21 protein-coding genes are annotated in these 26,145 nt (G+C 73.7%); 13 read left to right on the forward strand and 8 right to left on the reverse strand.

The window, feature by feature from the left end:
• Positions 1-36: 36 nt before the first annotated feature.
• Genes ACFWVE_RS24070 through ACFWVE_RS24095 form a run of 6 tightly spaced genes read right to left on the reverse strand, consistent with a single transcriptional unit; the run spans position 37 to position 6,345 of the window.
• Positions 37-1,290, reverse strand: coding sequence for a cytochrome P450 (locus tag ACFWVE_RS24070; protein WP_384017527.1), 1,254 nt, complete (start codon positions 1,288-1,290; stop codon positions 37-39).
• Positions 1,287-2,534: a cytochrome P450 gene (locus ACFWVE_RS24075; protein WP_384017530.1), complete on the reverse strand. Its 1,248-nt coding sequence runs from the start codon at positions 2,532-2,534 to the stop codon at positions 1,287-1,289. Before ACFWVE_RS24075 ends, ACFWVE_RS24070 begins: the two co-directional genes overlap by 4 nt.
• Complete coding sequence (locus tag ACFWVE_RS24080; protein WP_266077187.1) at positions 2,531-3,184, reverse strand: ATP/GTP-binding protein; 654 nt, start codon at positions 3,182-3,184, stop codon at positions 2,531-2,533. Before ACFWVE_RS24080 ends, ACFWVE_RS24075 begins: the two co-directional genes overlap by 4 nt.
• The gene (locus tag ACFWVE_RS24085) at positions 3,165-3,512 is read right to left on the reverse strand and encodes a DUF742 domain-containing protein (RefSeq protein WP_384017533.1); all 348 of its coding nucleotides are present in this window, start codon (positions 3,510-3,512) and stop codon (positions 3,165-3,167) included. The genes ACFWVE_RS24080 and ACFWVE_RS24085 overlap by 20 nt, the downstream gene beginning before the upstream one ends.
• On the reverse strand, positions 3,509-3,916 hold the full coding sequence (locus ACFWVE_RS24090; protein WP_384017536.1) for a roadblock/LC7 domain-containing protein: 408 nt from the start codon (positions 3,914-3,916) through the stop codon (positions 3,509-3,511). The genes ACFWVE_RS24085 and ACFWVE_RS24090 overlap by 4 nt, the downstream gene beginning before the upstream one ends.
• On the reverse strand, positions 3,913-6,345 hold the full coding sequence (locus ACFWVE_RS24095) for an ATP-binding protein (RefSeq protein ID WP_384017539.1): 2,433 nt from the start codon (positions 6,343-6,345) through the stop codon (positions 3,913-3,915). Before ACFWVE_RS24095 ends, ACFWVE_RS24090 begins: the two co-directional genes overlap by 4 nt.
• A gap of 441 nt (positions 6,346-6,786) precedes the next feature.
• Between ACFWVE_RS24095 and ACFWVE_RS24100 the strand changes: the two genes are divergently transcribed.
• Positions 6,787-9,687 (forward strand): FAD-binding and (Fe-S)-binding domain-containing protein, encoded by a 2,901-nt coding sequence (locus ACFWVE_RS24100; protein ID WP_384017542.1) that lies wholly within the window; start codon positions 6,787-6,789, stop codon positions 9,685-9,687.
• A gap of 115 nt (positions 9,688-9,802) precedes the next feature.
• On the opposite strand, the gene ACFWVE_RS24105 is transcribed toward ACFWVE_RS24100, so the two are convergent.
• The gene (locus ACFWVE_RS24105) at positions 9,803-10,255 is read right to left on the reverse strand and encodes an NUDIX hydrolase (RefSeq protein WP_384017544.1); all 453 of its coding nucleotides are present in this window, start codon (positions 10,253-10,255) and stop codon (positions 9,803-9,805) included.
• Positions 10,256-10,458: 203 nt separating this feature from the next.
• Between ACFWVE_RS24105 and ACFWVE_RS24110 the strand changes: the two genes are divergently transcribed.
• The 11 genes from ACFWVE_RS24110 to ACFWVE_RS24160 all read left to right on the forward strand — a co-directional run bounded on the left by ACFWVE_RS24110 (position 10,459) and on the right by ACFWVE_RS24160 (position 23,775).
• Positions 10,459-11,439 carry an STM4015 family protein gene (locus ACFWVE_RS24110; RefSeq protein WP_384017547.1) on the forward strand — a complete coding sequence of 327 codons (981 nt, stop codon included), beginning with the start codon at positions 10,459-10,461 and terminating at the stop codon, positions 11,437-11,439.
• Positions 11,440-11,651: 212 nt separating this feature from the next.
• Positions 11,652-12,614, forward strand: a complete 963-nt coding sequence (locus tag ACFWVE_RS24115; protein ID WP_384017549.1) for a DMT family transporter — start codon at positions 11,652-11,654, stop codon at positions 12,612-12,614.
• 178 nt (positions 12,615-12,792) lie between these two features.
• Entirely contained in the window at positions 12,793-13,512 is a 720-nt protein-coding gene (locus ACFWVE_RS24120; RefSeq protein WP_384017553.1) for a hypothetical protein, read from the forward strand.
• A gap of 131 nt (positions 13,513-13,643) precedes the next feature.
• Positions 13,644-14,438, forward strand: a complete 795-nt coding sequence (locus ACFWVE_RS24125; protein WP_384017556.1) for a TIGR03084 family metal-binding protein — start codon at positions 13,644-13,646, stop codon at positions 14,436-14,438.
• Positions 14,435-16,126 (forward strand): acyclic terpene utilization AtuA family protein, encoded by a 1,692-nt coding sequence (locus tag ACFWVE_RS24130; RefSeq protein ID WP_384017559.1) that lies wholly within the window; start codon positions 14,435-14,437, stop codon positions 16,124-16,126. Before ACFWVE_RS24125 ends, ACFWVE_RS24130 begins: the two co-directional genes overlap by 4 nt.
• Positions 16,123-17,721 (forward strand): acyl-CoA carboxylase subunit beta, encoded by a 1,599-nt coding sequence (locus ACFWVE_RS24135; protein WP_384017562.1) that lies wholly within the window; start codon positions 16,123-16,125, stop codon positions 17,719-17,721. The genes ACFWVE_RS24130 and ACFWVE_RS24135 overlap by 4 nt, the downstream gene beginning before the upstream one ends.
• 10 nt (positions 17,722-17,731) lie before the next feature.
• Positions 17,732-19,672: an acetyl/propionyl/methylcrotonyl-CoA carboxylase subunit alpha gene (locus tag ACFWVE_RS24140; RefSeq protein WP_384017565.1), complete on the forward strand. Its 1,941-nt coding sequence runs from the start codon at positions 17,732-17,734 to the stop codon at positions 19,670-19,672.
• Positions 19,669-20,835 carry an acyl-CoA dehydrogenase family protein gene (locus ACFWVE_RS24145; RefSeq protein ID WP_384017568.1) on the forward strand — a complete coding sequence of 389 codons (1,167 nt, stop codon included), beginning with the start codon at positions 19,669-19,671 and terminating at the stop codon, positions 20,833-20,835. The genes ACFWVE_RS24140 and ACFWVE_RS24145 overlap by 4 nt, the downstream gene beginning before the upstream one ends.
• A gap of 17 nt (positions 20,836-20,852) precedes the next feature.
• Positions 20,853-22,433 carry a 4-coumarate--CoA ligase family protein gene (locus ACFWVE_RS24150; RefSeq protein ID WP_384017571.1) on the forward strand — a complete coding sequence of 527 codons (1,581 nt, stop codon included), beginning with the start codon at positions 20,853-20,855 and terminating at the stop codon, positions 22,431-22,433.
• Positions 22,430-23,164, forward strand: a complete 735-nt coding sequence (locus ACFWVE_RS24155; RefSeq protein WP_384017574.1) for an enoyl-CoA hydratase family protein — start codon at positions 22,430-22,432, stop codon at positions 23,162-23,164. The genes ACFWVE_RS24150 and ACFWVE_RS24155 overlap by 4 nt, the downstream gene beginning before the upstream one ends.
• Positions 23,152-23,775: a TetR/AcrR family transcriptional regulator gene (locus tag ACFWVE_RS24160; protein ID WP_384017578.1), complete on the forward strand. Its 624-nt coding sequence runs from the start codon at positions 23,152-23,154 to the stop codon at positions 23,773-23,775. Before ACFWVE_RS24155 ends, ACFWVE_RS24160 begins: the two co-directional genes overlap by 13 nt.
• 70 nt (positions 23,776-23,845) lie before the next feature.
• Here ACFWVE_RS24160 and pdxH read toward each other — a convergent pair whose 3' ends face one another.
• Positions 23,846-24,514, reverse strand: a complete 669-nt coding sequence (gene pdxH, locus ACFWVE_RS24165; protein WP_384017581.1) for a pyridoxamine 5'-phosphate oxidase — start codon at positions 24,512-24,514, stop codon at positions 23,846-23,848.
• 371 nt (positions 24,515-24,885) lie between these two features.
• On the opposite strand from pdxH, the gene ACFWVE_RS24170 reads away from it, so the two are divergent.
• Complete coding sequence (locus ACFWVE_RS24170; protein ID WP_384017583.1) at positions 24,886-25,992, forward strand: citrate synthase 2; 1,107 nt, start codon at positions 24,886-24,888, stop codon at positions 25,990-25,992.
• Positions 25,993-26,145 lie beyond the last annotated feature (153 nt).

The following is a 26,145-nucleotide window of genomic DNA, read 5'->3' on the forward strand; positions in this document are numbered from 1 at the left end:
GGGAAACGTCCGTCCAGCGGTTCGACCCCGGGCGTGTCAGCCCAGCGTGACCGGAAGCTCGTACAGGTCGTTCTGCGTGACCACCGGCTTGTTGCGCAGCTCCTCCGCCCCGACCGCCAGGTCCAGCTTCGGGAAGCGCGCGTACAGGGCCGGCAGGGCCACGCCCGCCTCCAGGCGGGACAGGGCCGCGCCGGGGCACACGTGCGGGCCGTGCCCGAAGGAGATGTGCCGGTTGGCGCTCTCGCGGGTGATGTCGAAGACGCCGGCGCTCGGGCCGTGCGCCTGCTCGTCCCGGCCGATCGCGGCGTACGACACGATCAGCGCCTCCCCCGCCGGGAGGACGGCGTCGCCGACCGGTACGTCCTCGGTGGCGAAACGGATCAGCACGTGGGAGGTGGGCGTGGCGTACCGCAGGGTCTCCTCGACCACCGCCGACCAGTCCACCTCGCCGGACAGCACCCGGGCCCGCTGCTCGGGGTGGAGGGAGAGGTTGACCACCGCGTTGACGATGAGCGAGATCGTCGTCTCGTGACCGGCCGCGATCATCAGCTGGAGCGTGGAGACGATCTCCTGGTCGGTGAGCCGGTCGCCGTTCTCGGACGCCTCGATGAGCGCGGACGTCAGGTCGTCGCCGGGGTTCTCCCGCTTGTGCGCGACCGTCTCGGTCATGATCTGCGCCAGTTCGGTCAGCGTCGCGACGACCTCCTCGGGCGGGGTCTGCGTCGAGAAGAACTTCTCGAACAGCTCCTTCAGCCGCGGCAGCCGCTCCTCGGCGAGCCCCATCAGGTCGGCGACCACGTACATCGGCAGCGGGTAGGCGAACAGGGCCTTCAGGTCGACCGTCGGGCCCTGCTCCTTCGCCACCCGGTCCAGCAGGCCCTCGGTCAGCTCCGTGATCCGCTCGCGCATCCGCTCCACCCGGCGCACGGTGAGCGCCTGGGCGACCAGGGTGCGCAGGCGGCGGTGGTCGGCGCCGTCCACGGTCAGCATGGAGCGGCCCGGGTTCGCCAGCCCGATCAGCGGCCAGTCGTTCGCGATCTCGCCGCGCTGCCAGGCACCCCAGACGTCGATGTCCTTCACCACCCGGGGGTCGGTGAGCAGCTTCTTCGCCTCGGCGTGGTGCGTGACCGCCCACACCGGCACGTCGCCCGGCAGCACCACGCGGGCGAGGGGGCCGGCGGCCCGCAACGCCGCGCTCTCCGCGTCGAGGTCCAGGACGAACGGGTCCAGCGGGATCGGGTTCCCCTCGGTGCCGGACGCGGGTGTCCGTGTGTCCGTACCAGCCGTCATAGGTGCGAGCCTCCAAGGGCGGGAGTGGGTGTGAACGTGACCGGAAGTTCGGACAGCCCGCGCAGCCACGGCGACGGGCGGCGGGTCAGGGACGCGGCCGGGACCGTGAGGTCGATGTCCGGCAGCCGGTCCAGGACGACCTCGATGCCGGTCCGCGCGATGACCTCGGCGATCTCCTGCGCCGGGAACGGGCACCGGTGCTCCCCGTGGCCGAAGGAGAAGTGCGCGCTGTTCCCGCCGGTCAGTGCCGAACCGTCGGGCCGCACCTGGGGGTCGGAGTTGGCGCCCTGGAGGCCGAGGAGCACCAGGTCGCCGGCGCGGATGCGGCGGCCGCCCAGCTGGGTGTCGCGGGAGGCCCAGCGGCCGGCCACGTTCTGCGAGGGGGTGTCCTCCCACAGCACCTCGTTCATCGCCTCGGCGACGCTGTTGCGGCCGCCGAACAGGGACGCGGCGAACCGCTGGTCCGTCAGCATCAGGTGCAGGGAGTTGCCGATCCAGTCGGCGGTCGGCTGGTGCCCGGCCGCCATCATCACCATCAGGTCCTGGACGATCTCCTCGTCGGTGAACCCGGAGGTGTCGGCGAGCATCCGCGACGCCACGTCCTCGGCGGGCTCCCTCCTGCGCGCGGCGACCAGGTCGGTCATCGACGTGAACAGGTGGGTCTGCCCCGCCAGCGCCCGCTCCCGCCCGTCGATCATGTCGTTGAGGGCGGTGACGAGCGCCGGTCCCTGCTCGTCGGAGAAGCCGTAGAGCCGGGCCAGGACGCGCACCGGCAGCAGCATCGCGAACTCGCCGATGATGTCGGCGAAGCCCCGGGGGCAGATGCCGTCGATCAGTTCGTCGGCGAACTTCTCCGCGTAGCCGCGCAGTTCGAACGGGTCCACCGCTTCCAGCGCGTGGGCCAGCATCCCGGCCCGCTCGCGGTGCCGCTCGCCGACGGTGTAGAGGATGGAGGGCTGCCTGCGGCCGATCATCGGCAGCAGCGGCCAGTCGTCGGGGATGTCGTCCCACTGGTTCCACAGGTCCGAGTCGCGGCTGAACAGCACCGGGTCCCCGGTGACCTGGTGCAGTTCGCGGTAGCCGAGCACCAGCCAGGCCGGTACGCCGCCGTCGAGCAGCACCGGGACCACGCTGCCGTGCTCGCGCCGCATCTCCCGGTACACCCCGGCCGGGTCGTTCTGGAACAGGGGGCCGCTCAGCGGCACGGGGTCCTGGACGGCGCGGGGCGCGGGGGCGGGGCTCACACCAGCTCCTGACGGGGGGCTCGGGCCTGGTCGGCGTAGAGGGCCTGGACGTGCTCCACCAGCGTGATCAGCACCAGTTTGCTGGACTCCCGGGACCGCGCGTCGCAGGTGACCAGCGGTACGTGCGGGTCGAGGTCGAGGGCCTCGCGGATCTGCTGGGGGGCGAAGGCGGGACCGCCGAAGTCGTTGCAGGCCACGATGAACGGCGTGCCGTGCTTCTCCAGCCGGTCGATGGCGTACCAGGAGTCGTCGATGCGCCGGGTGTCGACCAGGACGACCGCGCCCAGCGTGCCCGAGAACAGCCGGTCCCACAGGAACCAGAAGCGCTCCTGGCCCGGCGCCCCGAACAGGTACAGCACGTTGCGGCGGTCCAGGGTGATGCGGCCGAAGTCGAACGCCACGGTGGTCGCGGTCTTGCCGCTCACCGCGCTGATGTCGTCGACGGCCTCCCCGGCCCTGGTCATCGTCTCCTCGGTGCTGAGCGGCCGTATCTCGCTCACCGAGCGGACCATCGTCGTCTTGCCGGCGCCGAAGCCGCCCACGACCACGATCTTGAGGCCGTTGTCGGCCGACGCGTCCAGCGGCGTACGTGTCTCGGACGGCGTGCGTCTCTCGGACGGCGTGCGCGTCTCAGAGGTTGCGGAGTCCAACGAGCACCTGCTCCAGGATGTCGGGGTCGGGTACGGCCGCCTTGCGGGGGTGTCGGGCGCTGACGCGGCCCGACGCCTGGAGGTCGGCGAGCAGGATGCGGGTGATGCTCACCGGCAGCTTCAGCTCGGCCGCGATCTCCACGACCGCCGTGGGCCGTTCGGTCAGCCGCAGGATCGCGGCGTGCTCGGACTGCATGCCGGGCACCGGATCGCACTCGGCGACGACCAGGGTGACCAGGTCGAAGGGGTTGCCGGAGCCGGACCGGCTGCGCCCGCCGGTGACGGTGTACAGACGGTCGGGTGCGTCGTCCCTGCCCGGCCTGCTCATGAGTTGCGCGGGGGAGCGGTCAGGTGGTCCCCGAGTTGCTCCACGAGTTCGCTCATGTTGTGCCCGATGAGTCCGGCGTCGGCGTCCTCGCTGGTGACCAGGGCCAGATGCGCGCCCTGGCCGGCCTCCACGATGAACAGCACGCCGCCGTAGAACTCGGTCATCGCCGAGCGGACGCCTCCGCTGCCGTCGCCGAACTCCACGGACGCGCCGTGCGACAGCGACTGGATGCCCGCGGCGATCGCGGCGAGCTGGTCGGCCTGGTCGGCGGAGAGTTCGGGGGTGCGGCACAGCTTCAGGCCGTCCCTGGACAGCACGAGCGCGTGCCGCGCGCCCGGCGTGCGCTCCAGCAGGCCCTCTATCAGCCAGGTGAGCTTCTCGTCGGCGGTCATCGTGCCGGTCATGAGGTGGTGTCGCCTTCCGGGGTCGCGGGAGTGGTGGAGGTGGTGTGCGGGGCGGCCCCGGTCGGGGCGCCTCCGGGGTCTTCGACGGCTTCGGTTCCCGGGGCCGCGCCCGGGGCCGCGCCGTGCGCGGGGGTGGCGCGTACGGCCTGGCGGAAGCTGCTGAAGCGGGCTGTGCGGGCCTTCGTCTCCTCGGCGGTGGGCGGCGCCTGGCGCGGGGAGACGGTACGGCTTGCGGAGCGGGCGCGCTCGGCCTCGGCGAGGGCCCGGCCCCGGCGGCGTCGGGGGAGGACGAGCGGGGGTTCGGCCCTGTCCGCGCCGGTGCCGGTGGTCGTGCCGGTGCCCGGGGACTCGTGGGTGGGCACCGGGTCGGGGTCGAGGTCGGCTCCGGCGCGGGAGGCCGCGTACGAAGGGCCGGGCGGCGTGGAGGAGGACGTGGACCCGGGGGTGGACCCCGGGATGAAGGGGGACCCGGGGGTGTTCCGCTCCGTCCCCGTCCGGGGCACGGCGTGCGTGTCCTGGGCGTCGGGTCCGTCGTGCGGGGCGCTGGGGGCCGCCTCCCGAGCCGTGTCGTCGGCGGGGTGGGCCGCCGGTGCGTCGTCCGGGTGGACGCGATGGCGCTGCGGGAGGCCGCCCGTGGCGGACGGTCCGGGTGCCGCGGTGGCCGAGGTCCCCTGGCCGGAGGTGGCGGGCGGCCGTGCGTGCCGGGCGGGCTTTCCGGCGTGGGCGGCGGGTACCGACGCCGGGGCGGTGGTGCCGGCCGGTGTGGTGCCGGCCGGTGTGGTGCCGGCCGGTGTGGTGCCGGAGGGTGAGGTCCGGGACGTTGCGGTTCCGGACGGTGCGGTGCCCGACGCCGCGGTGCCGGACCGTCTGATGGTCGCGGTGATGGCGCGGGGCGCGGGGGCCGTCGTGCGGGGGAGCGAGGGCTTGGGCGCGTCCCGCGGTACGAGGAGGTCCTGCGGTAGGAGCATCAGGACGCCCGTGCCGCCGCGAGCCGAGGGACGGTACGAGACCCGGAGTCCGTACCGCCGGGCCAGCCGGCCCACCACGGCCAGTCCGAGCCGTGTGCCGGTGAGGCCGCCGAGCCCGGCCGTCTCGCCGGCGACCGCGCGTTCGGCGCGCCGCAGCTGGGCGTCGCCCATGACGAGTCCGCTGTCCTCGACCGAGACGATGACCCCGGCCGGCACCTCCTCCACGTAGACGTGGACCTCGGCGGTCGGCGGCGAGAAGGTGGCCGCGTTGTCGAGGAGTTCGGCGAGCGCGTGCATCACGCCTTCGGCGGCGTGCCCGGCGACGGCGACGTCGGCGGTGGAGTGGACGCGGACCCGCCGGTAGCCGCTGATCCGGCCCATGGCGCCCCGCAGGATCGACTCCATGCCGATCGGCCGGGCCCAGCGGCGGCCGGAACGGGCACCGGTGAGGACGGCGACGGAGTCGGCGAGCCGGCCCGCCTGCGCGGTGCGGTGGTCGAGGTGGAGGAGGTCGGCGAGGACCTCCTCGTCGTGGTGCTTGTCCTCCATCGCGCGCAGGTCCGCGAGCATGCCGGTGGACAGGGCCTGCATCCGGCCGGCCGCGTTGGCGGTCGCGGACAGCGCGGCGGCGCGGGCGCTGTGGGCCTCGCGCAGCCGGACGGCGAGCCGGGCGTTCTCGTCGATGTGACGGTCCCGGTCCCCGGCGAGCCGGGCCCGCTCCTCGCTCAGCCGGTCGCGTTCCCGGCCGAGCCGGTCGCGCTCGTCGGAGTGCTCCCGGACCAACGCGGCGGTGTGGGCGGCGTGTTCCTCGTCGCGCCGGCGCAGTTCCCCGGCGTGCTCGTCGGCGAGCCGGGAGAGGGCGGCGGTGTGCTCGTCGGCGAGCCGGGCGAGCGAGGCCGCGTGGTCGTCCGTGAGCCGGGTGATCTCGGCGGTGTGCTGCTCGGTGAGCCGGGCCCGTTCGGCGGTGTGGTCGCCGGTGAGCCGGGCCCGTTCGGCGGCGTGCTCCTGCGCCAACCGGGCGGTGGTGATGTCGTGGTGTTCGTTCAGGCGATCGCGTTCCGCCGCCAGGGCCTGCGCGAGGTGGGCCCGCTCCTGGTCCAGGTCGGCCGACAGGCGGGCCCGTTCCCGGGTGAGTTCACCGGTCAGCCGCTCGTGCTGGCGGCGGGAGTCCTCCGCCTGCAGGGTGCGCTCCCGGATCAGCCGGTCGACGTCCACGTTGGCCGTCTCCAGCCGCGCGCGGAGCGCTCGCGCGGACAGGACGGCGTGGGTGGCCCAGGTGACCGCCGCACACAGCAGCAGGGCCGCCACCGTCCCGGTCGCCCCGACGGCGCCGCGCGCGGGTTCCGGTCCCAGCATCACCGCGACGACGACCGCGACAGCGGCGAGTACCAGGGTGAGCAGGGGGACGGGCAGCAGGCCGCGGGGGGTGGGCCGGTCGCCGGGGAGCAGGGGGGAGGTCATCAATCAGGTCCTCGGTCGGGTCCTCGGTCGGTCCGCGTTCCGTTCGCGGTCGTGCGCCGTTCGGTCTGCGCGGCCTCCGGGCGGTTCGGCGGCTCCGGTGGCCCACGGCCGTCCGGCACCCGGATGCCCGGGCCGCCGCGTACCCGTCCGCCCGCCTACCCGCCCGGGTACGTGCTCGACCGCACGTGACGGGCCGTACGTGAGCGGCCGTCCACGTGCTCGACTGCCCGGCCCCCGCTCGAACGCCACTGTACGAACAGGGGTCGTCACGGGTGCGCAACCCGCGGTCACTATAGGGGAGTTCGTGATCGATTTGGGAAGGTTCCTGTTCCGTTTCTGGGACTTGACCTAACTCTGGGGCAAGCGCGCAGCCGACCGGCGTGCCGCGCGGTAGGGCACGCGGTCGCCGCGGGGCGGCCCGTACGGGGGCATCCTGAGGGCATGACGGATCTCCGGGAACTGCGGGCCGGGCTGCGCGCGGACGTGCGTGGCGAGGTGGACTTCGGCACCACCGCGCGGGCGCTGACCACCATGGACGCCTCCAACTACCGCCGGGTGCCGCTCGGTGTGGTCTCCCCGCGGGACGCCGACGACGTGGCGGCGGCCCTGGCGGTGTGCGGGGCGCACGGCGTCCCCGTGGTGCCGCGCGGCGGCGGCACGTCGATCGCGGGTCAGGCGACCGGTTTCGGCGTGGTGCTCGACTTCACCCGGCACATGAACCGTCTGCTGTCCCTCGATCCGGAGACCCGCACGGCCGTCGTCCAGCCCGGTCTCGTCCTCGACCGGCTCCAGGAGGCCGCCGCACCGCACGGCCTGCGCTTCGGCCCCGACCCCTCCACCCACAGCCGCTGCACCCTCGGCGGCATGATCGGCAACAACTCCTGCGGCGCGCACTCCGTCGCCTGGGGCACGACGGCGGACAGCGTCCGCGAACTGTCGGTCCTCACCCCGCGGGGCGAGCGACTACGCCCCGGCCGGGCGTGGGCCGGGGCCCCGGCGGGCCTGCGGGAGCTGGTCGACGGTGAACCGGCCCGCCTGCGCACCGGCTTCCCCGAGCTGCCCCGCCGTATCTCCGGATACGCCCTGGACGCCCTGCTGCCCGAGAACGGCGCCGACGTCGCCCGCTCCCTCTGCGGCTCGGAGGGCACGCTGGGCGTGCTGACGGAGGCGGTCGTGGACCTCGTACGGGTGCCCCGCGCGCGTGCGCTCGCCGTGCTGGCGTACGCCGACGAGAGCGGGGCCGCCGAGGCGGCGGCCGGACTGCTGGAGCACCGCCCGCTGACCGTGGAGGGCATGGCGGCCGACCTGGTGCCGTCCGCGGCGGACCTCCCGCGCGGGGGAGCCTGGCTGTTCGTGGAGACCGGCGGCGAGACGGAAGGGGAGGCACGCGCGCGTGCGGAGAGGATCGTCCGCGCGGCGGACGTCCCGGACTCCCTCGTGGTCACCGACCCGGCCCGGCAGCGCGCGCTGTGGCGGATCCGGGAGGACGCGAGCGGCACGGCGACCCGGATGCCGGACGGGACCGAGGCCTGGCCCGGCTGGGAGGACTGCGCGGTGCCCCCCGCCCGGCTCGGCGCGTACCTGCGGGACTTCCGCGGGCTGCTGGCCGACCACGGGCTGCGCGGCGCCCCGTACGGGCACTTCGGGGACGGCTGCGTCCACGTCCGCATCGACTTCGACCTGCTGACCGGGCCGGGCATCGCCCGCTTCCGGAGCTTCTCCGGCGAACTCGCCGACCTGGTCGTCGCCCACGGCGGATCGCTCTCCGGTGAACACGGCGACGGGCAGGCGCGCGCCGAACTGCTGCCGCGCATGTACGGCCCGGACATGGTGGCCCTCTTCGAGCGGGTGAAGGGCGTCTGGGACCCGGACGGCCTGCTCAACCCGGGGATGCTGGTGCGCCCCGCGCCCCTGGACGCGAACCTCCGCTTCTCCGTCCTGCCGAGGGAGCCGGTGGACGTCGCCTTCGGGTACCCGGCCGACGGCGGTGACTTCTCGGCGGCCGTCCGCCGCTGCGTGGGCGTCGCCAAATGCCGCACGGCCTCGGTGTCGGGGCCGGCGGTGATGTGCCCCTCCTTCCGGGCGACGGGCCAGGAGGAGCACTCCACGCGCGGCCGCGCCCGCCTGCTGCACGAGATGCTCGCCGGCGAGCTGGTGACCGACGGCTGGCGTTCCACGGAGGTGCGGGACGCGCTGGACCTGTGCCTGTCCTGCAAGGGTTGCCGCTCGGACTGCCCGGTCGGGGTCGACATGGCCACCTACAAGGCCGAGTTCCTCCACCACCACTACGCCGGCCGCCGCCGCCCGGCCGCCCACTACGCGATGGGCCGGCTGCCGGTGTGGCTGGGCTGGGTGGAGCGGACCAGGTCGGCGGGCGTGGTCAACGGCCTGGCCTCGGTGGGCCCGCTCGCCCGGGTGGCGAAGCGGCTGGGCGGGATCGCGGGGGAGCGGGAGATCCCGCGCGTGGCCGGGGAGACGTTCACGCGCTGGTGGCGGGGGCGGCGAGCCGACGTGCCCGCAGGGGACGGGGACGGTGCCGGGGACGGCTCCGGTGCCCTGGTGGTGCTGTGGCCGGACACCTTCACCGAGCACCTCTCGCCCTCCGTCGGCCGGGCCGCCGTACGGGTCCTGGAGGCGGCGGGCCTGCGGGTGGCCCTGCCTCCGACGCTGCGACTGGACGGGCGCCCGGTGGGGGACGGCCGCTCACGGTCGGCGCTCCGGCTGCTGGCGGCCCGCAGGGGCCGGGTCTGCTGCGGCCTGACGTACATCTCCACGGGCCAGCTCGACCGGGCCCGCGCGGTGCTGCGCCGCACCCTCGACCTCATGGAGCCGGTCCTGGCCACGGACGCCCCGGTGGTCGTCCTGGAACCGAGCTGCGCGGCGGCCCTGCGCACCGACGCACCGGAACTGCTGCACGACGACCCGCGGGCGGCACGGCTCGCCGCCCGGGTCCGCACCTTCGCGGAGACCCTGGAGCAGTACGCGCCCGACTGGACCCCGCCCGCCCTGGACCGCCCGGTCACCGGCCAGACCCACTGCCACCAGCACGCGGTCCTGGGCGAGGGGCCCGACCGCCGCCTGCGCGAGGCCGCCGGCCTCACCGGCGAACTGTCCGGCGGCTGCTGCGGCCTGGCGGGCAACTTCGGCTTCGAGAAGGGCCACTACGAGGTGTCCACGGCCTGTGCGGAGGACCGGCTCCTGCCGGCGGTGAGGCAGGCGCCGGTCGGGGCAGTGGTCCTGGCCGACGGCTTCTCCTGCCGGACGCAGCTGGAGCAGCTGGCGGGGATACGGGGCAGGCACCTGGCGGAGGTGCTGGCGGAGGCCCTGGACGGAAAAGCGTGAGCACGCGCGGCTGATCCGCCCCCGGGGCGCTCGGACGAGCCGGTGCGGCCCCGTCCTGGTGGAGGGGGATCGGCAGCCGGTCGGTGCGGCCGTGCGGTGGGTGTGGCGGCGGCCGTCAGGGCGTGGTCTCGCCCCGTACCAGCGGCAGGCACACCGGCTGGATGTCCTCGGGCAGGTCGTCCGGGCGGCACCAGCGGGCCTCCAGGATCTCGAAGGGGTCGAGGCGCAGCTCGCCGCCCAGCAGGCGGGCCTCGTAGGCCACTTCCAGACGGGTGCGGAAACCGCTGTTCAGCATCACGAGGCGGCCCACCTCCACGTCGAGGCCGGTCTCCTCCTCGACCTCGCGCACCACGGTCTGCCGGAAGTCCTCATCCTTGTGCGCGAAGCCGCTCGGCAGGCCCCACTGACGGCCCGGCGGCCACATCCGGTGCCGGAGCAGCAGGACCCGCCCCTCCTCGTCGCGCACGACGCCGGTCACCCCGACCACGAACTTGGCGTTCAGGAACCACATGACGCGGCTCTGGACGGGGCGCAGAAGTCGCCAGAGACGGGCAATGAGTCGTCGCACGGGGCCTCGGGAGGTAGGAGCGGGGCGGAGAAGGGCTTCACCGGTGGGGACGGTACCCGCCCTGATGCCCGCCCCTCGCCCATCGACACCTCTGGCACCTCCGACGCCTCGGCCGGCACCCCCGGGCAGGGCGTCTCCGTGCGGTGTCACAGGCTGCTGCTAGAACTGTGCGCACCTCAGCCACCAACACCCGAGGAACCGCTATGGAGTTTCCGGCCAATGTGCCTCAACACCCTTGCTCAGTAGACCACTTGAATCAGTTTTACGGGCTCCCCGTCCTGACCTTCCCGCAGGCGTCCTCCGACCGCCCCCTGCCGGCCGATCCCGCTTCCGTGGCGTGGCGCATGCAGAGCGGCCTGTACGTCGGGGACGAGGAACCGGACGACTACTGGGACCGCTTCACCGAGACCGTGCCATTGGAGGAGGTGCGCGCGCTCGTCATCGGCTCCGCGTGGTACGGATCCGACGGCTGGCCGTACGAAATAGTCGAGGTGATAGCCGAGTTGAGTCACCGGCTGACCGGACTGGAAGCGCTGTTCCTCGGCGACGTCCACTTCGAGGAGAGCGAGATCTCCTGGATGGGACAGTCCGACGTCGCCCCCGTCCTGGAGGCGTACCCCCGGCTGCGGGAGCTCGGTGTGCGTGGCGGTGACGGCCTCGAGTTCCCCGTCGTCCGCCACGAAGGGCTGCGCACCCTGCGTTTCGAGAGCGGCGGGCTGCCCGCCTCGGTCGTGCGCAACGTGGCCGCGTCCGACCTGCCGTCACTGGAGTGCCTGGAACTGTGGCTGGGCGACGAGTACTACGGCTGCGACACGACCATGGAGGATCTCCAGCCGCTGCTCACCGGCGAGCGGCTCCCTTCCCTGCGCCACCTGGGTCTGCAGAACAGTCAGTTCCAGGACGAGATCGCGGCCGCCGTGGCACACGCTCCGGTGGTGGCCCGGCTCGCGTCCCTCAGGCTGTCGATGGGCGCGCTCGGCGACGAGGGCGCCGCGGCCCTGCTGGGTGGTCAGCCGCTCACCCACCTGCGCGCTCTCGACCTGCACCACCACTACCTCGGCGACGCCATGATGCTGCGGGTCCGGGAGGCCCTCGAACCGGCGGGCGTATGGGTGGACCTGTCCGAACAGGAGAAGGACGACGAGGAGGACGAGGGCACCCGCTACGTCGCCGTCGCCGAGTGAATCCTCCTTCCCTCCCCGGTTTCCCCGATGCCCCGGAGACGCTCGGTCCGCATGACGGACGGAGTTGACCCGGGCGGGGCGAGGGACTCATCGTCAGGTACGTAGAAGCGTCACGGTGCTGACCAAGGTCATATCCTGGACCGGAAAGCCCACCGCGACGCACCGTTGCCGAAGGGCCCTCCGCTCCCTTTGCCCAGCCCGAGGAAGGCGCCGTGACGACGTCGAGTGCTGCCAGCCCGTCCACCCCGGCCGCCGTCCCCGGGGCGGCCCCGGGCCATGCGCCACAGGCGTCGGGCGCCCCACGCGGCCGCGGTTCCCTGGGCCCGGTCGGACTGGTGCTCGCCGGGGGGATATCCGTGCAGTTCGGCGGGGCGCTCGCGGTGACGCTGATGCCGAGGGCCGGTGCGCTCGGCGTCGTGACGCTGCGGCTCCTGGTGGCCGCGGTCGTGCTGCTGGTGGTGTGCCGGCCCCGGCTGCGCGGGCACTCGCGCGCCGACTGGACCACGGTGATCGCCTTCGGCGTCGCCCTGGCCGGAATGAACGGCCTCTTCTACCAGGCCGTCGCCCGCATCCCCCTCGGCACGGCGGTCACCCTGGAGGTGCTCGGTCCGCTCGCCCTCTCCGTGCTGGCCTCCCGCCGCGCGATCAACCTCCTGTGGGCCGGACTCGCCCTCGCCGGTGTCGTCCTGCTCGGCGGCGGAGGCTTCGACGGCCTCGATCCCCTGGGTGTCGCGTTCGCCCTGGGCGCCGGTGTCATGTGGGCGGCCTACATCATCTTCAGCGCGCGGACCGGCCGCCGCTTCCCGCGGGCCGACGGGCTCGCCCTCGCCATGGCGGTGGCCGCGGTCCTGTTCCTGCCGCTGGGCATCGCCGAGTCCGGTACGAAGCTCCTCGATCCGACGGTCCTCGCCCTGGGCGCGGCGGTCGCGATGCTCTCCTCCGTCCTCCCGTACACCCTGGAACTCCTCGCCCTGCGCCGGCTGCCCGCCTCCACGTTCGCCGTCCTGATGAGCCTGGAACCGGCCATCGCCGCGGCCGCCGGCTTCCTCGTCCTCAGCCAGGTCCTCACCCTCACCGAGGCCGCCGCCATCGCCCTGGTCGTCGCGGCGAGCATGGGCGCGGTACGGACCCAGGTGGGACGGGGGCGGGCGAAGGTGCCGGGGGACGATTCCTGACGGTCCGCGCAGGCCGGTGGGATCGCCCGTGGTGCGGGCGCGGGGGAAACGATGCGGTCGCGCGCCTCGTCGCCCGGCAACGGCCCGGTGAAGGAGGAAGGGCACCGGCGCCGGCAGGGGTGGGCGGCGGCACACCTGGGTAGGCACGGTGCAGTTACCGGGGGGACAGGAGAGCACCATGCTGGCGGGGGCGATCGGCGATGTCGTGCTGGGGCTGCTGGCCAGCTGTCTGAGCGGCCTGGCGGTGTGGCTGTGGCAGCGCGGCAGGCACAACCGGGATCTCCGGGCGCGGATGCGTGTCGTCGGCGCCCGTCCCGGCGACACCTGCCTGATCGTGATGAACAACAAATACGGCGCTCCGGGCACCACCCATCACCACGACGTGCAGGCGATGATCGAGGCAGCCGTCCTCAGCCACAGCCTGCAGTGCGAGGTCGAGATCGTCCGCAGCGACGACTTCCGGGGCAGCAACGGGAACAAGCCGGAGTTCTGCATAGGGGGCCCGCTCGGTTCGAACGTGCGGAGCGCGGGCCATCTCGCCCACAGCCTCCCCGGCGTCACGTTCCACCCCTACACCCACCCGGACCATCCGCTGGCCATCGAGGCGGGCGGTGAGTTCTACCGCTGGGACCGCGAGAACGAGGGGTACGGGCTGCTCGCGAAGTTCACCGCTCCGGGAGGGTCCCGTCCCGTCATCCTCATGTGCGGGCAGAGCGCCGTCATCAACCACGCCGCCGCGTACTTCCTCCGCCACTCGTACCGCCGGATAGCGGAAGCCGTCTCCTCCACCGAACGCTTCTGCCTGATCCTGAAGGTCTCCTCGATCCGCACCTACGGCTTCCAGGGGGTCACCCTGGAACGCGACCTCACCGACACGGTCTTCGCACCCGGGACGTAGCGATCCCCGCGCGCACGGGTCGCGGAGAGCGGGCACACCAATTCATGCAAGCGTGCTTGCTTGTTTCTCGGTCGGCTGCCATGCTCCACGCAACCGCGCCGCACACCGCCGTGCCCCGAGGGGAGCGCCTCGTGTCCGATCCGACGCCCGTGATCGACGACCTGCGTGAGGAGAGCGAGGAGCTCGACCGGTCGGTGGCCGGGTCGAGCCCGGAGCGGTGGGCGCGGGAGACGCCCGCCCCGGGCTGGACCGTGGCCCACCAGATCGCCCACCTCGCCTGGACCGACCACTCGGCGCTGCTCGCCGTCACGGACGCGGACAGGTTCCGTGGGCTGGTGGAGCGGGCACTCGCCGCCCCGCACACCTTCGTCGACGAGGGTGCCGAGGAGTACGCCCGGCTCGCGCCCGCCGACCTGCTCGCGCGGTGGCGCAAGGGGCGCGCGGCGCTGGAGAAGGCATTGCGGTCGGCGCCGCCCGGGGCGCGCTTCCCCTGGTACGGACCCCCTATGTCGGCCGCCTCCATGGCGACGGCCCGGCTCATGGAGACCTGGGCCCACGGACTGGACGTGGCGGACGCGATCGGTGTGTTGCGACCCCCCACCGACCGGCTCAGGCATGTGGCCCGGCTCGGGGTGCGCACCCGGGACTTCGCCTACGGGGCGCACGGACTCACCCCGCCCACCGGCCTCTTCCGCGTCGAGCTCGTCGCACCGAGCGGTGAGCTGTGGGCCTACGGCCCCGAGGACGCCCCCCAGCGCGTCACCGGCCCCGCGCTCGACTTCTGCCTCCTGGTCACCCAGCGCGCCCACCGCGCCGACCTCGCCCTCACCGCGGACGGCCCCGACGCCGACCGCTGGCTGGACGTCGCCCAGGCCTTCGCCGGGCCGCCCGGCGGCGGGCGGCCCCCGAAGGGGGACGCCTCGTGACGGCCAAAACCCTGCGCGTCGGCAACTTCTCCGGGTTCTACGGCGACCGCTTCGACGCCCTGCGCGAGATGCTCGCCGGCGGCGAACTCGACGTCCTCACCGGGGACTACCTCGCCGAGCTGACCATGCTCATCCTCGCCCGCGACCGGCTCAAGGACCCCTCCGCCGGGTACGCCCGCACCTTCCTGCGGCAGCTGGAGGAGTGCCTCGGCCTCGCCCACGAGCGGGGGGTGCGCATCGTCACCAACGCCGGCGGGATCAATCCGGCAGGGCTCGCCGATGCCGTGCGGGAGCTGGCCGGGCGGCTCGGCATCCCGGTGCGGGTCGCGCACGTCGAGGGCGACGACCTCACCGGCCGGTACCCGGGGAGCCTTGCCGCGCACGCCTATCTCGGGGGCTTCGGCATCGCGGCCTGTCTGCGCGGGGGCGCCGATGTCGTCGTCACGGGGCGGGTCACCGACGCGGCCCTCGTCACCGGGCCCGCCGCCGCACACTTCGGGTGGACGGCGAGCGACCACGACCGGCTCGCGGGGGCCGTCGTCGCCGGGCACGTGCTGGAGTGCGGGACGCAGGCCACCGGCGGCAACTACGCCTTCTTCGACGAACGGCCCCCCGGTGACCTCCGGCGGCCCGGCTTCCCGCTCGCCGAGCTGCACGAGGACGGCAGCAGCGTCATCACCAAGCACCCCGGCACCGGCGGCTTCGTCGACGTCGGCACCGTCACCGCGCAGCTGCTCTACGAGACCGGCGGCGCCCGGTACGCCGGACCCGACGTCACCGCCCGGCTGGACACCGTACGGCTCAGCCGGGAGGGGCCCGACCGGGTGCGGATCGAGGGGGTGCGGGGGGAGGCCCCGCCGCCCACGCTCAAGGTCGGGCTCAACCGGCTCGGCGGATTCCGCAACGAGGTCGTGTTCGTCCTCACCGGGCTCGGCATCGAGGCCAAGGCGGACCTCGTGAAGGAGCAGATGACCGGCGCGCTCGCCACGTCGCCGCCCGCCGAGGTGCGCTGGGAGCTCGTACGCACCGACCGGGCCGACGCCGGTACGGAGGAGACCGCGAGCGCGCTGCTGCGGCTCGTCGTGCGGGACCCGGGGCAGGACGCGGTCGGACGGGCGCTGAGCGGGGCCGCCATCGAGCTGGCGCTGGCCAGCTACCCCGGATTCCATGTGGTGGCGCCACCGGGAAAGGGCGCACCCTATGGGGTTTTCGAGGATGTGTACGTCCCCCATGGTGCCGTCGGCCATGTGGCCGTCCTCCATGACGGACGCCGCCTTTCCGTGGCTCCGGCGCACGACACGGCCGTGGTCGAGGACGTGCCCGAGCCGCAGCTTCCCGAGCCTCCGCCCGCGGGGGCCACCGGACGCGCCCCGCTCGGGCTCCTCGCCGGTGCCCGCAGCGGGGACAAGGGAGGCAACGCCAACGTCGGGGTGTGGGCCAGGAGCGACGACGCCTGGCGGTGGCTCGCGCACGAGCTGACCGTCGAGCGGTTCCGCCGGCTGATCCCCGAGGCCGCCGGCCTGCCCGTCACCCGGCACGTCCTGCCCCGTCTGCGCGCCCTGAACTTCGTCGTCGAGGGCCTCCTCGGCGAGGGCGTCGCCGCGCAGGCCCGTTTCGACCCGCAGGCCAAGGCGCTCGGCGAATGGCTGCGCTCCCGTCACCTGGACATCCCGGAGGTACTGCTGTGACGGTCCTCGCATCCGCCCTGGACACGGCGGGCCCCGACTACCGGGCCCACCGCGAGGCCATGCTCGGCAAGCTCGCCGCACTCGACACCGAACACGCCAAGGCCCTCGCGGGCGGCGGCGGGAAGTACGTCGACCGGCACCGCGCGCGCGGCAAGCTCCTCGCCCGCGAACGCATCGAACTGCTCCTCGACCCCGACACCCCGTTCCTGGAACTGTCCCCGCTGGCCGCCTGGGGCAGCGAGTACACGGTCGGCGCGTCCCTGGTCACCGGGATCGGGGTCGTCGAGGGCGTGGAGTGCCTGATCACGGCCAACGACCCGACGGTGCGGGGCGGCGCCAGCAACCCGTGGAGCCTGAAGAAGGCCCTGCGGGCCAACGACATCGCGTTCGCCAACCGGCTGCCCTGCATCAGCCTGGTGGAGTCCGGCGGCGCCGACCTGCCCTCGCAGAAGGAGATCTTCATTCCCGGCGGTGCGATCTTCCGGGACCTGACCCGGCTGTCGGCGGCCGGCATCCCGACCGTCGCCGTCGTCTTCGGCAACTCCACCGCGGGGGGCGCCTACATCCCCGGCATGTCCGACCACGTGATCATGGTCAAGGAGCGGGCGAAGGTGTTCCTCGGCGGTCCGCCGCTGGTGAAGATGGCCACCGGGGAGGAGAGCGACGACGAGTCCCTGGGCGGCGCCGAGATGCACGCGCGCGTCTCGGGCCTCGCCGACTACTTCGCCGTCGACGAACCGGACGCCCTGCGCCGGGCCCGGCGGGTCGTGGCCCGCCTGGGCCACCGCAAGGCGTACCCCGATCCGGGGCCGGCCGAGCCGCCGGTGTACGACCAGGACGAGTTGCTGGGCGTCGTCCCCGGCGACCTGAAGATCCCCTTCGACCCGCGCGAGGTGATCGCGCGGATCGTCGACGGCTCCGACTTCGACGCGTTCAAACCGCTCTACGGGACCAGCCTGACCACCGGCTGGGCCACCCTGCACGGCTATCCGGTGGGCATCCTCGCGAACGCCCGGGGGGTGCTGTTCAGCGAGGAGTCGCAGAAGGCCGCCCAGTTCATCCAGCTCGCCAACCAGCGCGACATCCCGCTGCTCTTCCTGCACAACACCACCGGCTACATGGTCGGCAAGGAGTACGAACAGGGCGGCATCATCAAGCACGGCGCCATGATGATCAACGCGGTCAGCAACTCGAAGGTCCCCCACCTGTCGGTGCTCATGGGCGCCTCGTACGGCGCCGGGCACTACGGGATGTGCGGGCGGGCCTACGACCCGCGGTTCCTGTTCGCCTGGCCCGGCGCCAAGTCCGCCGTCATGGGCCCGCAGCAGCTCGCCGGGGTGCTGTCCATCGTCGCCCGGCAGTCCGCGGCGGCGAAGGGCCGGCCGTACGACGACGAGGCGGACGCGGCGCTGCGCGCCATGGTCGAGCAGCAGATCGAGTCCGAGTCGCTGCCCATGTTCCTGTCCGGGCGGCTGTACGACGACGGCGTCATCGACCCGCGCGACACCCGCACCGTCCTCGGCCTGTGCCTGTCGGCCGTCCACACGGCGCCCTACGAGGGCGTGCGCGGTGGTTTCGGCGTCTTCCGGATGTGAGGGGAACAAGGTGATCAGTACTGTCCTCGTCGCCAACCGGGGTGAGATCGCCTGCCGGATCGCCCGCACCTGCGGCGAACTCGGCATCCGGACGGTGGCCGTGCACTCGGACGCCGACGCGAACGCGCTGCACGCGCGCGTGGCGGACGAGGCCGTACGCCTTGTGGGGGCGGCGCCCGCCGACACGTACCTGCGCGGCGACCTGATCGTGAAGGCCGCGCTCGCGGCCGGTGCGGACGCCGTGCACCCCGGCTACGGGTTCCTCTCCGAGAACGCCGGCTTCGCGCGCGCCGTACGCGACGCCGGCCTGGTGTGGATCGGGCCGCCCCCGGACGCCATCGAGGCGATGGCGTCCAAGACGCGCGCCAAGGAACTCATGGGCATCGCGCCCCTGCGCGAGGTCACCGAGGCCGACCTGCCGGTCCTGGTGAAGGCGGCCGCGGGCGGCGGCGGACGCGGGATGCGCGTCGTACGGAGCCTCGCCGACCTGGACGCCGAACTGGCCGCCGCGCGCGCGGAGGCCGCGAGCGCCTTCGGCGACGGAGAGGTGTTCGTCGAGCCGTACCTCGGCGGTGACGCGGGCGGGCGCCATGTCGAGGTGCAGGTCCTCGCCGACACGCACGGCACGGTGTGGGCGCTCGGCACCCGGGACTGCTCCCTGCAGCGCCGCCACCAGAAGGTGATCGAGGAGGCCCCGGCACCGGGCCTGACCGGGGAACTCACCGGGGAACTCCACACCCTCGCCGTGCGCGCCGCCCGCGCGGTGGGCTACACCGGCGCCGGGACCGTCGAGTTCCTCGTCGCGGGGGGCCGGGCGCACTTCCTGGAGATGAACACCCGGCTCCAGGTGGAACACCCGGTCACGGAGGCGGTCTTCGGCCTCGACCTCGTCGCCGAGCAGATCCGCGTCGCCGAGGGGCATGCCCTCGGGAGCGAGCCGCCCCCCGCGCGCGGTCACGCGGTGGAGGCCCGCCTGTACGCCGAGGACCCCGCCCACGACTGGGCGCCGCAGACCGGCCGCCTGCACCGTCTCGCCGTCCCCGGCGCGGTCCGCCTGGACACCGGATTCACCGACGGCGACGACATCGGCGTCCACTACGACCCGATGATCGCCAAGGTCGTCGCCCACGCGCCCACCCGCGCGGAGGCGGTCCGCAAGCTGGCGTCCGCCCTGGAGCGGGCGGCGATCCACGGCCCCGTCACCAACCGGGACCTGCTCGTCCGCTCCCTGCGGCACCCGGAGTTCACCGACGGCCGCATGAACACCGGCTTCTACGACCGTCACCTGCCCGCGCTGACCGCACCGGCCCCCGACCCGTACGCCCCGCTCGCCGCCGCGCTCGCCGACGCCCACGGCCGGTCCCGGTTCGGCGGCTGGCGCAACCTGCCCTCGCAGCCGCAGGCCAAGCGGTACGCCGTGGCCGGCGAGGAGCACGAGGCCCGCTACCGGCACACGCGGGACGGGCTCGCCGCCGACGAGGTCCAGGTGGTGCACGCCGAGGCCGGGCTCGTCGTCCTCGAGGTGGACGGCGTACGGCGCCGGTTCGAGGTCAGCCGCTACGGCGACCGGGTGTACGTCAACGCCACCGCCCTCACCGCCCTGCCCCGCTTCCCCGACCCCACCGCCCAGCCCGCCCCGGGCTCCCTGCTGGCCCCCATGCCGGGCACGGTCGTCCGCCTCGCCGACGGCCTGACCGAGGGAGCCGCCGTACGGGCCGGAGAGCCCCTGCTCTGGCTCGAGGCGATGAAGATGCAGCACAGGATCACGGCGCCGGCCACGGGGACGGTGAGCGCCCTGCACGCACAACCGGGACAGCAAGTGGAGGTCGGCGCCCTTCTGGCTGTCGTGGAGGCGGACACCGCCCGAGGGAGCGGGGCCCTGCCCGGTACGCGGCTCCGCCGCATGAGCGCGACCCGCCACACCCCACCCGCAGCCGAAGGAGACGCATGACCACCCTCATCGAATCCGAAGAGCACAAGGCCCTCCGGGAAGCCGTCGCCGCCCTCGGCAACCGCTACGGCCGGGCCTACATCACCCGCACCGTCGCCGAAGGCAACCACCCCACCGAGCTCTGGTCGGAGGCCGCCAAGCTCGGCTACCTCGGTGTCAACCTCCCCGAGGAGTACGGAGGCGGAGGCGGCGGCATCGCGGAACTCTCCCTCGTCCTCGAAGAGCTCGGCGCCGCCGGCTGCCCGCTCCTGCTGCTGGTCGTCTCGCCCGCCATCTGCGGCACCGTCATCGCCCGCTTCGGCACCGGGGAACAGAAGCGGGAGTGGCTGCCGGGCCTCGCCGACGGCAGCCGCACCATGGCGTTCGGCATCACCGAACCCGACGCCGGGTCCAACTCGCACCGCATCACGACCACCGCGCGGCGCGACCCCGACACCGGGGACTGGCTGCTCACCGGCCGCAAGGTGTTCGTCTCCTGCGTCGACGTCGCCGACGCCACCCTCGTCGTCGGCCGCACCGAGGACGCGCGTACCGGACGCCTCAAGCCCAGCCTGTTCATCGTCCCGCGCGACACCGAGGGCTTCGAGCGGCGGCGGATCGACATGGAGCTCAGCGCCGCCGAGAAGCAGTTCGAGCTGGTCCTCGACGACGTACGGCTGCCCGCCGACGCGCTCGTCGGCGACGAGGACGCGGGCCTGCTCCAGCTGTTCGCCGGCCTCAACCCCGAGCGGATCATGACGGCCGCCTTCGCGATCGGCATGGGCCGCCACGCCCTCGCCAAGGCCGTCGGGTACGCGCGGGAACGCACGGTGTGGAACGCGCCCATCGGCGCGCACCAGGCCATCGCGCACCCTCTCGCGCAGGCGCACATCGACCTCGAGCTGGCCCGCCTGATGATGCAGAAGGCCGCTTTTCTCTACGACACCGGCGACGACGCGGGCGCGGGCGAGGCCGCCAACATGGCCAAGTACGCCGCCGCCGAGGCCTGCGTGAAGGCCGTCGACCAGGCCGTGCACACCCTCGGCGGAAACGGCCTCACGCGCGAGTTCGGCCTCGCCTCGCTGATCACCGCCGCGCGCGTGTCCCGTATCGCCCCGGTGAGCCGGGAGATGATTCTCAACTACGTCTCCCACCAGACCCTGGGCCTGCCCAAGTCGTACTAGGCCGTCTTGGAGGAACCATGTTCCGCAGCGAGTACGCAGACGTTCCGCCCGTCGATCTCCCCATCCACGACGCGGTGCTCGCGCGCGCCGCCGAGTTCGGGCGCACGCCGGCACTCATCGACGGCACCGACGGCACCACCCTCACGTACGAGCAGGTGGACCGGTTCCACCGGCGCGTGGCCGCCGCCCTCGCCGAGGCGGGCGTACGCAAGGGCGACGTGCTCGCCCTGCACAGCCCCAACACGGTCGCCTTCCCGCTCGCCTTCTACGCGGCCACCCGCGCGGGTGCCTCGGTCACCACCAGCCACCCGCTCGCCACCGCCGAGGAGTTCGGCAGGCAACTGGCGGACTCCGGGGCCCGCTGGATCGTCACCGTGTCCCCGCTGCTCCACACCGCGCGCAGGGCGGCCGGACTCGCGGGCGGCGTCGAGGAGATCCTCGTCTGCGACAGTGCGCCCGGCCACCGCTCCCTGATCGACATGCTGGCCTCCACCGCCCCCGAGCCGCAGGTCGCCATCGACCCCGCCGAGGACGTCGCCGCCCTGCCGTACTCCTCCGGCACCACCGGCACCCCCAAGGGCGTGATGCTCACGCACCGCCAGATCGCCACCAACCTCGCCCAGCTCGAACCGCTGATCACCGCCGGCCCCGGCGACCGCGTCCTCGCCGTGCTGCCGTTCTTCCACATCTACGGCCTGACGGCCCTGATGAACGCCCCCCTGCGCCAGGGCGCCACCGTCGTCGTCCTGCCGCGCTTCGACCTGGAGACGTTCCTGGCGGCCATCCAGAACCACCGCATCACCGCCCTGTACGTGGCCCCGCCCATCGTCCTGGCCCTCGCCAAGCACCCCCTGGTCGCCGAGTACGACCTCAGCTCCCTGAAGCACGTCATCAGCGCCGCCGCACCCCTGGACGCGAGCCTCGCCGCCGCCTGCTCGCAGCGGCTCGGCCTGCCGCCCGTCGGCCAGGCGTACGGCATGACGGAACTGTCGCCCGGCACCCACGTCGTCCCCCTGGACGCCATGGACGACGCGCCCCCCGGCACCGTCGGCAAGCTCGTCGCCGGCACCGAGATGCGCATCGTCGCCCTCGACGACCCGGCCGGGGACCTCGGCCCCGGCGAGTCCGGCGAGATCCTCATCCGCGGCCCCCAGGTCATGAAGGGCTACCTCGGCCGCCCCGACGCCACCGCCGCGATGATCGACGAGGACGGCTGGCTGCACACCGGCGACGTCGGCCACACCGACGGGGACGGCTGGCTGTTCGTCGTCGACCGGGTCAAGGAACTCATCAAGTACAAGGGCTTCCAGGTCGCCCCCGCCGAACTCGAGGCGCTGCTCCTGACCCACCCCGGCATAGCCGACGCCGCCGTCGTCGGCGTCCACGACGACGACGGCAACGAGGTCCCGCACGCCCACGTCGTCCGCCGGCCGTCCGCCCCCGGGCTTTCGGGGAGCGAGGTCATGATGTACGTCGCCGAACACGTCGCCCCGTACAAGCGGGTCCGCCGCGTCACGTTCATCGACACCGTCCCCCGCGCGGCCTCCGGGAAGATCCTGCGCCGCGAACTGAGGGCACGGTCCGAGGAGCCCTCGTGACCCTGATCGGCCGCACGCGCGCGCGGGGCGTCGAGACCCTCAGCCTCGACGCCCCCGAGCGACGCAACGCCCTGTCCGCCGCCCTCGTAGGGGAACTGGCCGACGCGCTCACCGCCGCCGGCGAGGACGGCGACGTCCGCGCGGTCGTGCTCACGCACACCGGGAACACCTTCAGCGCGGGCGCGGACCTGCGCGACCCGCCGACCCCGCAGGCGCTGACCGGCCTGCTGCGGCAGCTCGTCGAACTCCCGAAACCGGTCGTCGCGCGGGTCACCGGACACGTCCGCGCGGGCGGCCTCGGCCTGCTCGGCGCCTGCGACATCGCCGCCGCCTCGGACACGGCCACGTTCGCCTTCACCGAGGTCCGCATCGGGGTCGCCCCCGCCGTCGTCTCCCTGCCGCTGCTGCCCCGCGCCGACCCGCGCGCGCTGGCCCGCTACTACCTCACCGGGGAGCGCCTCGACGCCGCCGAAGCCGTCCGCACCGGCCTGCTCACCGCGTCCGGCGAGGACGTCGACGAGGTCCTCGCCCCGGTCCTCGACGGCCTGCGCCGGGCCGCACCCGAGGCCCTGGCCGAGACGAAGCGGCTGCTCACGGCTAGGGTGCTGGAGACCTTCGACCGGGACGCCGCCGACCTGACCGCGCTCTCGGCCCGCCTCTTCGCCTCCGCCACCGCACGGGAGGGGATGACGGCCTTCCTCGAACGACGGGACCCGCAATGGGCGGTGTGAGCACGAGCGACCGCGGCGACCGTGCCGAGCGCGTTCCCAAGCAGGACCGCAGCCGGGTCACCCGGCAGCGGCTCCTGGAAGCCGCCGTGGCCTGCCTCGCCGAACACGGCTGGGCGGGCTCCACGGTCCTCGTCGTCGCCGAACGCGCGGGCGTCTCCCGGGGAGCGGCCCAGCACCACTTCCCGACCCGCGAGGACCTCTTCACGGCCGCCGTCGAGTACGTCGCCGAGGAACGCTCCACCGCCCTGCGCGCCCTCTTCCCCGACGGCACGACCGCCGGCGACCGCCGCGCGGTGGTCACCGCCCTGGTCGACCTCTACACCGGGCCCTTGTTCCGCGCCGCCCTCCACCTGTGGGTCGCCGCCTCCAACGAGGAGCAGCTGCGGCCCCGCGTGACCGAGCTGGAGTCCCGCATCGGGCGCGAGAGCCACCGCGTCGCCGTGGACCTCCTCGCCGCCGACGAGACCCGCCCCGGCGTCCGCGAGAGTGTCCAGGGCCTCCTCGACATGGCCCGCGGCCTGGGCCTCGCCACCCTCCTCACCGACGACGCGGCCCGGCGCGAGCGGGTGGTACGGCAGTGGGCGGCCCTGCTGGACGAGGTGCTGGGCTGAGGCACCGGGGCGAGGGGCCGGGGCCGGCCGGGCCGGGGCCGCACGGCGCTCCGCGACTTCGCTTTCGCGCTCACGGGCTCAGCCGCTCCACCCTCCAGCCGCCGTCCGGCCGGACCGTGTAGCGCAGGCGGTCGTGGAGGCGGTTCTCGCGGCCCTGCCAGAACTCGACCGCCTGCGGGACCACCCGGAAGCCGCCCCAGTGCGGCGGGACCGGTACCTGCTCGCCCTCCGGGTACCGGGCCGCCAGTTCCGCGTACGTCGCGTCCAGGTCCGTACGGCCGGCCAGCACCGACGACTGACCGCTCGCCCACGCGCCCAGCTGGGAGCCGTGCGGGCGGGTGCGGAAGTAGGCGGCCGTCTCGTCCCGGCCGGTGCGCCGCGCGGCGCCGGTGACGATGACCTGCCGGGCCATCGGATGCCACGGGAACAGCAGCGAGACGTACGGGTTGACGGTCAGCTCGCGCCCCTTGCGGGAGTCGTAGTTCGTGTAGAACACGAACCCCTGCTCGTCGAAGTGCTTCAGCAGCACCGTGCGGGAGCTGGGCCGGCCCTGCGCGTCCGCCGTGGACACGACCATCGCGTTCGGCTCGAACAGGCCGCCGTCCGTCGCCGCCTGCTTGAACCAGCGCGCGAACTGCCCGACGGGGGTGGCGGCCAGGTCGGTCTCGGAAAGCCCTTCGGCCCGGTACTGCTTGCGCATCGAGGCGGGATCGAGGGGAACGGAGTCTCGGACGGTCACACCGTCATCCTGCCGTATGCACGGACCCCGTGGGCGCGGAGTCCGCAGGTCCGTGCGGCAGGGCCCGTGGGAGTGTGCGTGCGCGGAGGACCGCCCGGAATTCAGTGGCACTGAGTGCCGCGAACACTCCCCAAAACTGGCACTCAGGGATATCGTTCTGGGCAACTGCTCCGGTTGGGTGGCCGCCGGCCGGGCATCACAGGGGTGACGTCCCGGACCGCGAGTCCTCGCGATGACGGCCGTGGATCCGTCGGACGCGCGCTCACCTCAACAGACCGACCGGTTACCGACCGGTCGGCCCACCGACCGGCCGGCGCGTGGCCGTCCCACCCATACCGCCATCCGCCGCCCCCATCACGAGGAGCCGCCTGATGTCCGACTTCGTACCCGGGCTCGAGGGAGTCGTCGCTTTCGAAACGGAGATCGCCGAACCGGACAAGGAGGGCGGCGCACTCCGGTACCGGGGCGTCGACATCGAGAACCTGGTCGGGCACGTCTCCTTCGGGAACGTCTGGGGCCTTCTCGTCGACGGCGCCTTCAACCCCGGTCTGCCGCCCGCCGAGCCCTTCCCGATCCCCGTCCACTCCGGGGACGTCCGCGTCGACGTCCAGTCCGCGCTCGCCATGCTGGCGCCGGTCTGGGGCCTGAAACCGCTCCTCGACATCGATGCCGGGCAGGCCCGCGACGACCTCGCGCGCGCCGCCGTCATGGCCCTCTCCTACGTCGCCCAGTCCGCGCGCGGCCAGGGCCTGCCGATGGTCCCGCAGAGCGAGATAGACAAGGCGCGGTCCGTCGTCGAACGCTTCATGATCCGCTGGCGCGGCGAACCCGACCCCAAGCACGTCGCCGCCGTCGACGCGTACTGGACCTCCGCCGCCGAGCACGGCATGAACGCCTCCACCTTCACGGCCCGCGTCATCGCCTCCACCGGCGCGGACGTGGCCGCGGCCCTCTCGGGCGCCGTCGGTGCCATGTCGGGTCCCCTGCACGGCGGCGCACCCTCGCGCGTCCTCGGCATGATCGAGGAGATCGAACGCACCGGAGACGCCGAGGCGTACGTGAAGGGGGCGCTCGACCGGGGCGAACGCCTCATGGGCTTCGGCCACCGCGTCTACCGCGCCGAGGACCCCCGCGCCCGCGTGCTGCGCCGCACCGCCCGCGAGCTCGGTGCCCCGCGCTTCGAGGTCGCCGAGGCGCTGGAGAAGGCCGCCCTGGCCGAGCTCCACGCCCGCCGTCCCGACCGCGTCCTGGCCACCAACGTCGAGTTCTGGGCCGCCATCGTCCTGGACTTCGCCGAGGTGCCGGCCCACATGTTCACCTCGATGTTCACCTGTGCCCGTACCGCGGGCTGGTCGGCCCACATCCTGGAGCAGAAGCGCACCGGCCGCCTGGTCCGTCCCTCCGCCCACTACACAGGCCCCGGCAGCCGCGACCCGCACGAGATCGAGGGCTACGCGGACATGGCCGACCGGGCCTGAGGCCGGGCTCCCGGAACGGCACGGAAACGCAGACGACCCGCGAGCCCGGTCCTCCAGAGGAGGGGCCGGCCGGACGTACCGGCGACTCGCGGGTCGGGCGACTGCGTTGGATTGGGCCGGTTGCGTGCATCATGCACACGCTGGTCCGGCGCC

Source organism: Streptomyces sp. NPDC058632, from assembly GCF_042717095.1.
Taxonomy (GTDB): domain Bacteria; phylum Actinomycetota; class Actinomycetes; order Streptomycetales; family Streptomycetaceae; genus Streptomyces.